This window comes from Duganella margarita (genome assembly GCF_009857535.1).
GTDB lineage: Bacteria > Pseudomonadota > Gammaproteobacteria > Burkholderiales > Burkholderiaceae_D > Rugamonas > Rugamonas margarita.
In genome coordinates, this window is the sequence record NZ_WWCS01000048.1 from 1 (window position 1) to 6,578 (window position 6,578).

The following is a 6,578-nucleotide window of genomic DNA, read 5'->3' on the forward strand; positions in this document are numbered from 1 at the left end:
GTTCGCCACTCGCCGCCAGGTTGCCCCGCGCTGCCGTTCGACTTGCATGTGTAAGGCATGCCGCCAGCGTTCAATCTGAGCCAGGATCAAACTCTTTAGTTTAATCTCTGTTTGTGACCACTGCTGGCCACTGGTTCGCTCTTCTCAAAAATACTGACAGTATTTCTACTGAATATTTCTTTGTTGAGCATTTAATGCTTTTTGTTGCAGCACCAAATGCCCACACTTATCGACTGTAAATTTTTAAAGATCATTCTGTTTTGCTAGCTGACAAAGCGTTTTGTTCATCAGCGAAGAGGCAAGATTATGAAGCGTTTCGAATATTTCGTCAAGCTCTACTTTTTCTCTTCTTTTCTCACTCAACGCTGCATTTGCATGTAGTGTTTCGTGAGGGACAGAATCATAACAAGGCGGCCCTGGGTTTGGCAAGGGCTTTTTTCACGCCATCCGCCAGCAGTGCGATCACCAGCGCTCCGGCGCCGATGCCCATCAACAGGCGGTGGTTACCGCCGCTGTGCGCAAACACATAGGAATAGGTGTAGCCAGCCAGCGCCTGGAACAAGGCAAACACCGTGGTGGCCTTGCTCCACACCACGTTCTGCGCATGCGCATCGCCCTCCAGGATGCGCTGCACCCGGCTCAGCGTAATCGGCACAATCCCCGGCGGGAAGGAGCCGATCACCAGCGTGGCCGCCAGCAGCACCATGTGATTGGTCGAGAACATCATCAGCGCAATCGCGCCGACTTGCAGCCAGATCGTCAGGTGACTGGTCGGCGCCGCCCCGATACGATCGGACAGCGCTCCATACACCATCGGCCCGGCAATCGCGCCGACGCCATACACAATCCAGAACAGCGCCGCCGTGTGCGTCCCCCAGCCAAGGCCGCGCGCCACGTAGTCCACCAGGAATACCATCATCGGCACCAGCCCTACCGCCATCAACGCATATTGCAGATACAGCAGATTCAGATCGAAACGCACTGCCGCCTGCGCCGCAGCACTCGGCTCTCCGACCGGCACATGCGCATGCGCCGCGTGCGGCCAGCATGCCCAACTGGCGACGCTCAACAGCAGCGACAACCCGCCCAACCCCAGCCACGTCGCCCGCATACCCAGATCCAGCAGCAGCGGCACCAACGTGCCGGACGCCGCAATACCCAGGCCGATACCGAGGAAGATGGCGCCGCTGGCCATCCCCTTGCGATGCGCAGGCACATGCGGCAGCACCGTCATCGCCGCCAGCACCATGATGATGCCGCCGGCGATGCCCGACATCAGCCGCCAGCCGAAGAACCAGGTCACCGACAGCGGAAACGCGCAGGCGAAAAACGCTGCCGACGCCAGCAGCATCATGGCGCGCAACGTACGACGCGCACCATAGCGGCGCGCCAGTGGCCGGCCCATCAGAGCGCCGATCAGATAGCCGACCAGATTGGCGGCGCCAAGATAAATCACATCCTTGGCGGCAAACCAGTGCGCCTCGATCATGGGCGGAATCAGCGGCGTATAGGCGAAGCGCGCCAGGCCGATGCCCACCAGGCTGGCGCACAGGCCGGCAAAAATGGCGCGCGCGGTGGCGCCCCGGTCTTCTACGGTGTCCATGAACAATCCTTTAAAGTGCAATCATGTTTGACAGCATAGTCAAACTTGACACGGCTGTCAAACATCTTGATAATGGCCCCATGGCAGGCATAAAACAATTCAACGAAGATGAAGCGCTGGAACGGGCAATGCACGTGTTCTGGCGCCAGGGCTATGGCGCGACCTCGATGCAGGACCTGGCGAAAGTCACCGGCGTGCAGCGCGGTTCCCTCTACCACGCCTATGGCGACAAGCAGAGCATCTTCCTGCTGGCATTCGCGCGCTACCAGCGCCACTATCTGGACATGGTGCGTGAGCGCATGCAGCTGGCCGATCCGGAAGCCGCGCTGCGCGCCTACTTTGCGTATGTGATCAATTCGATGTCCGAGCCGGTGCCGCAACTGGACGACACGCCGTCGTCGCGCACGCGCGGCTGCCTGACGACCAAGATCGCCACCGACGAAACCGCCATGGACGAGCCGGTACGCAACGCCCTGCGCGGCATGCTGGAAGGATTGGGAGAAGTGTTGGAAGCGCGGCTGTCGCAACCGGACGCCCGTGAGCGCTTGACCTTATCGCCGCAAGATGCGGCGCGCCTGCTGGTGACTTTCACGCGCGGCAATGTTGTGATGGAGCGTATCTACCATGGCCCGCAACAACTGCAGGCCACGGCAGACAGCCTGATACAGATCCTGTTCAAACGTTGTTGATGACCACGTCCACGCGCTTGTGGACGTCGTGCGCAAACGCCAGGAATTCACGCATTTCCTCCGGCTGATTGACGTCCAGCGCGAACCATTCGGCCGAGCCGCCGGCCTTGCGGATTTCTGCCACCAGCGCATGCAGCTTGCTGGAACGGCGGGCGCCCAGCACCACATGGTGGCCCTCGCCTGCCAGCTGACGGGCGGTGGCCGGACCGCATCCCCGGCTGGCGCCGGCAATCAAAATAACTTTGCGATGAGTTTCCGTCATGATGCATCCTCCCCAGGCCATTAACACAGGCTGCATCTTACGGAGGAACGGCCATGCTGCGAATGCACATGGCTATGCAGTTCTTGCCTAATCCTATAGATCGCACCAGCAACGGTGGCGGCGCGGGCCGGAATCATGGATCATTCCTATTCCAGACCGCATACGAGGAGTTAAGCGTGGACCGCATGATCGCCCTGCACACCCAGATGGCGCGCACCGATGGCTATACCGAAACGCTGGTGGACGACGTACGCCTGACCCGCTCCACGCAAAGCACCACCAAGTCGCCGGTGATGTACGAGCCATGCATCGCCATCGCCCTGCAGGGCCGCAAGCGCACCTACTTCGGCAACGAGACGATGCAGTTCGATGCCGACCACTACCTGGTGGTGGCGGTGCCGATGCCGTTCACCGCCACCACCGAGGCGTCGCCCGAGCAACCGTTTCTCGGCATCTCGATCCGCGTCGACCGCACCACGCTGGCCGACCTGATGTTTGCCATCGACCAGAGCGATACCGAAGTGCCGGCCATGCCGAAAGGGATGATGGTGACGCGCATGGACGAGCGCCTGCGCGACACCGTGCAGCGCCTGCTCGAAGCGCTGAACTCGCCGCTGGAAGCGCGTGTGCTGGGGCCGGGCATCGTGCGTGAAATCTGCTTCCGCGCGCTGATGGGCGAGCAAGGTGCGGCGATGCGCGCGGCGCTCACCAGCCAGGGGCAGTTCGGCCGCATCGCCAAGGCCTTGCGCCGCATCCACGCCGACTATGCGGCCGACATCGACGTCGGCATGCTGGCGGCGGAAGCCAGCATGAGCGTGCCCGCCTTCCACGTCCACTTCAAGTCGGTCACGCATTGTTCGCCGATCCAGTATCTGAAATCGGCGCGCCTGCTACAGGCGCGGCTGCTGATGGCGCGCAACGACATGACGGCGCAGGCGGCGTCGGCCCAGGTCGGCTATGAAAGTCCGTCGCAATTCAGCCGCGAATTCAAGCGCTACTTCGGCCGCAGCCCGAGCGAGGAAGCACACGCCGTGCGGCGCCTGCTCAGCGTACAGCCGGCCGAAGCGGCGCGATTGATCTAGGCGCGCGGCACCAGGCCGGGATAGAGCTGCGCCAGCGTGGCCGACACCATCTGTTTCATCAACGGTTGCAGCGCTGCCGGCGCATGGCGCGCCTGCTTCCACACGGCGGTCAGCTCGGCCTGATGCTGCGTCACCACCTGCTCCACCGCACTTTGCCAGAAGGCCGGCGCGGCGCCATCGACAAAGCTGCCGCGCCCGCGGCCGAAATGTGCCACCGCCAGATAGCGCAGAATGCCGGCCACCACCAGCGTCTGCATGAAGGCGTCGGTGAACTGCATCGTCGCCTGATGACGGTCGGTACTGGAATTGAAGCCCCAGGCGGCGCCGGCAAACGTCAGCGCGCCGGCCAGGCCACCGAGCAAGGCGCCCCCGCCCAGAGTGAGACCACCGGCCAGCAGATCGGCTGACAAGCCGGTGGCTGCACCGGAAATCATTGCGCCCAGCAGGCCGGCTTGCGCCTTGTCGATCGGTGCGCGCACCGCGAAATGTTCGCGCACCTGATCACTGATTTGCGCCGCGTTGACCGGATCCAGCTGGTGCAGCACCAGCAGCTCGCGCGTCATCGCGGCGGTGCGCTGGTTCAGGCGCGCGACCAGCTGGCCCATGGCCTGGTCCTGCCGCTGCTGCTCGGCATTGCGGCCGATGCCGACCACCTTCAACGCCGATTTGAGCATGCTCGCGCCCGCTTCCGGCATGGCCTCGCTGTCATGCGCGGCGGCCAGCAATTGTGTGGCCAGCAGCTGCATCGATTGCTCGTAACGTTCCGCGTTGCGCGCTTCCCAGACGCCGAACAGGCGCGCGTAGGCAGGTTGCATTGCGGACGGCAACAACTTGGCCAGCGCGTCATAAAACACCCGTTCATGCACCCAGCTGCGGGCGAAGGCGTCGAGCGGCAGCACATCCCGCACGGCCGGATATTGACGCAGATGATCCCGCCAGCGCGCTTGCTCCAGTTGCTCTTCCGCCAGCGGACGCGGACGGCCGGTCTGGTTCAACAGCACCACTACCGGCTTGCCCAGCCAATCTAGAATCTTCATCTCGGCCGGTACGTAGCCGGCGTCCTGCGGATCTTCGGACGAGTTCACCAGATACAGCACGATGTCGGCGGAATCGCGCGCAGCGCGCAAGGCTTGCTGGCTCAGCCAGAATGGCCGGTCGCGATAACGGTCCAGCACTTCGCGCAGGAACCAGCCGATCGGATTGCCGGCTTGCGCCAGACGCTTTTGCAACCGCACAGAATCGCCGAAGCCGGGCGTATCCCACACCTGCAACACATCGCCTTCCGGCGTGGCCAGCAACGTATGCGGCTCGGAATGGACGGTAACGTGAGCGGCGTCGCGCACTTCGCCGACATCGACGCCCATCAGCGTGCGCGCCAGGGTGGTCTTGCCGTTGTTGGTATGCGAGATCAGTGCCAGTTGGATGGTGCTGCTCATGCCGGCGCCTGCAGATTCACGATCGTGGCAGGGGTGCCATGGAAGCGGCAGAACTCCTGCCACAAGGCGACGCGCTCGGCCAGACGCTCCGACCCCATGCGCTCCAGATAAGAGGATTCGTCCAACAGCACGGTAACGCCGCGCGGCACGGCCTTGGCCAGCGCATCCAGAAAAGCGCCATGGTTTTCCTGCTCCGGCGTGGCGCTCAGATTGAACAGCGCCGCCGTCGCTGCGGCCTCGGTATCGTCCCTTACTTGGGGCGCTTCGCCGTAGGCGGTCGATGGCCGCAGCATCAGGCGAGCCTGCTCGCCGAACATCTCGCTGGCGATCTTCTGCAAGCTACGGTGGCGTTGCTCGTCGACGGTAAAGCTGTAGGGCAGCACCCGCAGCGTGCCGCCCTGCGCCATGCCCATCGCATCATGCAGCTTGCGGAAATACGGCTGTTCCAGATCGAGCGGGAAGCGACGCGCCAGCCGTGCCGCGCGCCATTGCGCAAACGCCGCCAGCAGCAAGCGTGGCAACACAACCAGCAGCACGATGGTGGCGGCGTACAGATTAACCCAGCGCGCGCCGCCGCCTGCCGCCGTGGTATTGGGAAAGCGCAGCGCTTCGATCTCCGCCAGCGTAAAACCTTGCAGCTGGAATAGCGAGACGGCCGGCGCAAACAGGATGCTCAGCAAACTGTGGACCTGGGTCGCATCAAGGAAAGTGCTTTCCCAACCGGCGGCATATTGCGACAGCAGGCCGCGCGCATACAACGAAAGCAGCGCGCCAATGGCAAACATGGCCGCGCTCAGATGAATGGTGCGACTCAGGCGAGCGGAAGTTAGTTTGGCACTCAGCTGCGACCATTCGGTGGCAAAATTCATCACTGCGGTAGACAGCGCCGCCGGCAATTTGCGCGGCGGCTTGAAGCGATGTGGCACGCGCGGCTTGGACGGAACGAACAGCCAGATCAGCAAGCCCAGATAGACCAGCAGATTCCACGCAATGATCAACAGCAGCGGCGCCGACAACAAATCGACGCGATGCGGATCGGTGATGCGGTCGAGACCTGCGCCGAGCAGCAGGCCGATGACCGGCAAGGCCCACGCCAGCGCGCGCAACGGCGCCCGCTGTTGCAGGAAACCGGCGAATGCGGGATGGCGGTCGGCCAGGCGCTTGAGGATTTGTTCGGAACGTTGTTGAAGGAAATCGTCGCCAGTGGCCTCGGACTTGCGGTCCGCCGCGCGCCACTGCGCAAGCTCGCGCGCGCTGCGGCTGGCATACAGGCGATCGTCGTCGCTGAGGATTTCCTTGTTTTGATCGGTGGTCTCGATGGCACGGACCAGCACGACGTCTCCTGCAGTGTGTTCATTCATGCAAAGAGTATAAACGCGAAAAAGCCCCGACCGGATTACCGGACGGGGCTTCTTCTAATAACTAGCTTGACGATAACCTACTTTCACACTGGTTGCAGCACTATCATCGGCGTAGAGTCGTTTCACGGTCCTGTTCGGGATGGGA

6 protein-coding genes and 1 rRNA gene are annotated in these 6,578 nt (G+C 62.6%); 2 read left to right on the plus strand and 5 right to left on the minus strand.

Annotated elements, in window-relative coordinates:
- Positions 1-102, minus strand: a 16S ribosomal RNA gene (locus GTP55_RS28870); the annotation flags it as partial.
- Between the two features lie 298 nt (positions 103-400).
- Positions 401-1,603 (minus strand): YbfB/YjiJ family MFS transporter, encoded by a 1,203-nt coding sequence (locus tag GTP55_RS28875; protein ID WP_161048212.1) that lies wholly within the window; start codon positions 1,601-1,603, stop codon positions 401-403.
- An 80-nt stretch (positions 1,604-1,683) separates the two neighbouring features.
- On the opposite strand from GTP55_RS28875, the gene GTP55_RS28880 reads away from it, so the two are divergent.
- Entirely contained in the window at positions 1,684-2,292 is a 609-nt protein-coding gene (locus GTP55_RS28880) for a TetR/AcrR family transcriptional regulator (RefSeq protein WP_161048213.1), read from the plus strand.
- Here GTP55_RS28880 and GTP55_RS28885 read toward each other — a convergent pair.
- Positions 2,279-2,554, minus strand: a complete 276-nt coding sequence (locus GTP55_RS28885) for an SDR family NAD(P)-dependent oxidoreductase (RefSeq protein ID WP_110850170.1) — start codon at positions 2,552-2,554, stop codon at positions 2,279-2,281. The genes GTP55_RS28880 and GTP55_RS28885 overlap by 14 nt on opposite strands.
- A 185-nt stretch (positions 2,555-2,739) precedes the next feature.
- Here GTP55_RS28885 and GTP55_RS28890 point away from each other — a divergent pair, with 185 nt between their 5' ends.
- On the plus strand, positions 2,740-3,636 hold the full coding sequence (locus GTP55_RS28890; RefSeq protein WP_161048216.1) for an AraC family transcriptional regulator: 897 nt from the start codon (positions 2,740-2,742) through the stop codon (positions 3,634-3,636).
- On the opposite strand, the gene GTP55_RS28895 is transcribed toward GTP55_RS28890, so the two are convergent.
- Positions 3,633-5,072 (minus strand): GTPase domain-containing protein, encoded by a 1,440-nt coding sequence (locus tag GTP55_RS28895; RefSeq protein ID WP_161048214.1) that lies wholly within the window; start codon positions 5,070-5,072, stop codon positions 3,633-3,635. The genes GTP55_RS28890 and GTP55_RS28895 overlap by 4 nt on opposite strands.
- Positions 5,069-6,433 carry a DUF2868 domain-containing protein gene (locus tag GTP55_RS28900; RefSeq protein ID WP_161048215.1) on the minus strand — a complete coding sequence of 455 codons (1,365 nt, stop codon included), beginning with the start codon at positions 6,431-6,433 and terminating at the stop codon, positions 5,069-5,071. Before GTP55_RS28900 ends, GTP55_RS28895 begins: the two co-directional genes overlap by 4 nt.
- Between the last annotated feature and the right edge of the window lie 145 nt (positions 6,434-6,578).

Coding starts and splice junctions, on each gene's coding strand:
- GTP55_RS28885 (WP_110850170.1), bottom strand. CDS start 2,554: ATGACGGAAACTCATCGCAAAGTTATTTTGATTGCCGGCGCCAGCCGG.
- GTP55_RS28880 (WP_161048213.1), top strand. CDS start 1,684: ATGGCAGGCATAAAACAATTCAACGAAGATGAAGCGCTGGAACGGGCA.
- GTP55_RS28895 (WP_161048214.1), bottom strand. CDS start 5,072: ATGAGCAGCACCATCCAACTGGCACTGATCTCGCATACCAACAACGGC.
- GTP55_RS28875 (WP_161048212.1), bottom strand. CDS start 1,603: ATGGACACCGTAGAAGACCGGGGCGCCACCGCGCGCGCCATTTTTGCC.
- GTP55_RS28890 (WP_161048216.1), top strand. CDS start 2,740: ATGATCGCCCTGCACACCCAGATGGCGCGCACCGATGGCTATACCGAA.
- GTP55_RS28900 (WP_161048215.1), bottom strand. CDS start 6,433: ATGAATGAACACACTGCAGGAGACGTCGTGCTGGTCCGTGCCATCGAG.